Here is a 2,371-nt window from a genome sequence, read left to right on the forward strand (position 1 = left end):
TCTGGTCCCCGGTGGGCAAGGATATCTAACATTTGCCCAATATTTTCCCGGTCTATTGGTTCTTGGTCGAGGTAGTAAATCCCCACAATGCCACTCATAGTTTGCCTCCTTTAAACGATGGTAGTGGGGTAAACCGTGAAAGGTCTCTGAGATAGCCAATCACAACCTGTCCCTGGTTTTCCACCCATGCATGAGCTTCTAATTTTCCTCCCTCCCCTTTGGCAACACCAATTCTGAGTTGAGGGGAGTAACCACAGCGACTCATCAGTACTTGTGTGGTTAATGCTCTAGCTAAACACTTAACACCACCTGGCATGTAGCGACTGCTGAGATTCACAGCTCCGACAATTTTGCTTAGGTTAGTTTGGTTTATCCCTTGAGCTTTAGGCGATGGCTGACTGATTTTTGTTAGCAGTCGCCGCAATCTGTGAAATGGTAGTAACCATAGCCCTAGTCTGATTAATCCTAGTAAGATGAACGTGTTAATCACAAGTTGACGTTCTCTAGTAGTAAGGCGCAAGAACTTACGCAACCGCTTCATCTTTTACCTCAATTAGCCCAACTGCTGCGAATTCTTGGAGTAATGTCAACAGATCGCGATCGCATTTTTCTGGCTCAACTTCGTACTCTGCTAGCAGTGCATCCCGAATTTCGTCTAAAGTTTTCGGTTCCTGGATCAGATTCCAGATGCTAGCACCTACGGTATTCAAGCCATAGTAAACTCCGGACTTCATGTCGAGGATGATTGCCTCTCCTCCAATATCAGAAGATAGTTGCTCTTGAGCTGCTACTACAATTGAAGATTTTGAGATAGTACAATCCAAACTCATGATTTTTTATTCTCCAAGTAATTATTGCTGTTATCTAAAACTAGTGAGGGAATTATATGGGTTTATAATTAATGGATTGAGAGGAATTCCCAAGATTGCTATGCTTGATTAGCCCTGATGGTTGTTATTTTGAGTAAAGTTAGGGTATAGTAGATGAATAACTTGATTAGTTTGAAGAGTTATTGGTAAGCTAGTATTGCTTGATATCGGGTTTATAAACGAGTTTTTAAAACCCATAAACCTAAAATGATTGCCATAATTATTCCTAGTGCAGTCATCCTGATCCTGCTAGAGTTCGCCACCTATTTCTAATTGCTTACAGCAATTAGGCATTTAACTTTTAGTCCGAACCACTTCTGCAAAATTAGGCCTACTATCTCCCTATTTTGACCTATTTTTATGGGCCTATATTCACAATTAAAATGTATAAAAATTATGTGAATAGTTTGTGATATTGTTATTTATAAAACTTAATTACAGTATTTATACTGTTATGAATATTAACCGAATTTATAGGAAGTAATGCTAACGTAAATTTAAGTTGATTTTATTTAATTTAAATGTAGCGTAATTCATCCCATAATTAAACGAATTTTCGGAGATTTTAATAAAACTTTATTTATTTATTGAATTAATAAAAAAATGATATCAAACTCTGGAACTTATCCCCTTGATGATGTAACGAGTAAAACTCTTTTATTGGATAAAAGTAAATTTCCTAGGTTGGAGGTGGAGTTAAAGAGCGATCGCATTTTAATCCGATAGACAATCCCCCAGACATTTGAAGCAACATTTTGTAACATTGGTTCAGAGCCACCGAAATCAACTGATGATAAATTCATAATTAACTCTAATCAACTTTATGTTGTAATCACGTTAATTTTTCCTTGCCTTCAATTAAATGTTCTCTCCCTTCCAAGTAAATTCCGGACAGTTTTTCAGAAAAACTGTTGCTGCGATATAAGGTCAGTGAAGCTAACATCCTATGGGCTACTTGAGGTGCTACTTGAGGTGCTAAGGGTGTTTTTATCTCGGTTGTAAACACACTTCTTGCTGAAAAAGGCAACAGGCAACAGGCAAAAGGCAAGATGGCAAAGAGATCCGGAGTTTTATTGGACAAGAAAACAAGACCATACAGGTTTACATCTCATTTGGAAATGCTATAACAGCCTTTCGCTTTGAGCTAGTGTTCTGGTAGCTGCAGTCGTAAATAAAAACAGCAACTAGGAGCGCACGGCGTGCGCCCCTATGAGATAAGCGGGTTTGGTGAACAGTTTTGGGTCAGTCTTGACCTCGTGATACTGGAATATAAGGGGAATACCACCGCAATACCATTGAAAGGTCAGAGCATCAATCAGATCGACTCTCTCCAAACCTCTCCAACAGTTCCTGACGAGACAAGTTAAGCAGCACCTGAGTACGGTCTTTTATCGGCAACTGCATCAAAGGCTCAATGGTTCGGGATAATTCGAGATCAACAGTGCCAAACCGCCCTGCCAGTAGATTTTCCACCATCAGGCGCTGTCCCTCTAAATTGCCTT

4 protein-coding genes and 1 pseudogene are annotated in these 2,371 nt (G+C 39.4%); all 5 read right to left on the minus strand.

Going from position 1 to position 2,371, the window contains the following annotated elements; all coding sequences use genetic code 11:
• Positions 1–94: 94 nt before the first annotated feature.
• A complete protein-coding gene (locus F6K49_RS41845) occupies positions 95–541 on the minus strand; it encodes a lasso peptide biosynthesis B2 protein (RefSeq protein ID WP_293107150.1) in 447 nt (148 codons plus the stop codon).
• Positions 525–830, minus strand: coding sequence for a PqqD family peptide modification chaperone (locus tag F6K49_RS41850; protein WP_293107153.1), 306 nt, complete (start codon positions 828–830; stop codon positions 525–527). Before F6K49_RS41850 ends, F6K49_RS41845 begins: the two co-directional genes overlap by 17 nt.
• Positions 831–1,492: 662 nt before the next feature.
• On the minus strand, positions 1,493–1,672 hold the full coding sequence (locus F6K49_RS41855) for a hypothetical protein (protein ID WP_293107156.1): 180 nt from the start codon (positions 1,670–1,672) through the stop codon (positions 1,493–1,495).
• 29 nt (positions 1,673–1,701) lie between these two features.
• Entirely contained in the window at positions 1,702–1,950 is a 249-nt protein-coding gene (locus F6K49_RS41860) for a hypothetical protein (RefSeq protein ID WP_293107158.1), read from the minus strand.
• Between the two features lie 230 nt (positions 1,951–2,180).
• A pseudogene (locus tag F6K49_RS41865) lies at positions 2,181–2,371 on the minus strand (hypothetical protein); the annotation flags it as partial.

The sequence above is a fragment of the Moorena sp. SIO3I6 genome (genome assembly GCF_010672095.1).

Excerpts from the sequence above, each read along its gene's own strand:
- F6K49_RS41845 (WP_293107150.1), bottom strand. The coding sequence starts at position 541 with ATGAAGCGGTTGCGTAAGTTCTTGCGCCTTACTACTAGAGAACGTCAA.
- F6K49_RS41850 (WP_293107153.1), bottom strand. The coding sequence starts at position 830 with ATGAGTTTGGATTGTACTATCTCAAAATCTTCAATTGTAGTAGCAGCT.
- F6K49_RS41855 (WP_293107156.1), bottom strand. The coding sequence starts at position 1,672 with ATGAATTTATCATCAGTTGATTTCGGTGGCTCTGAACCAATGTTACAA.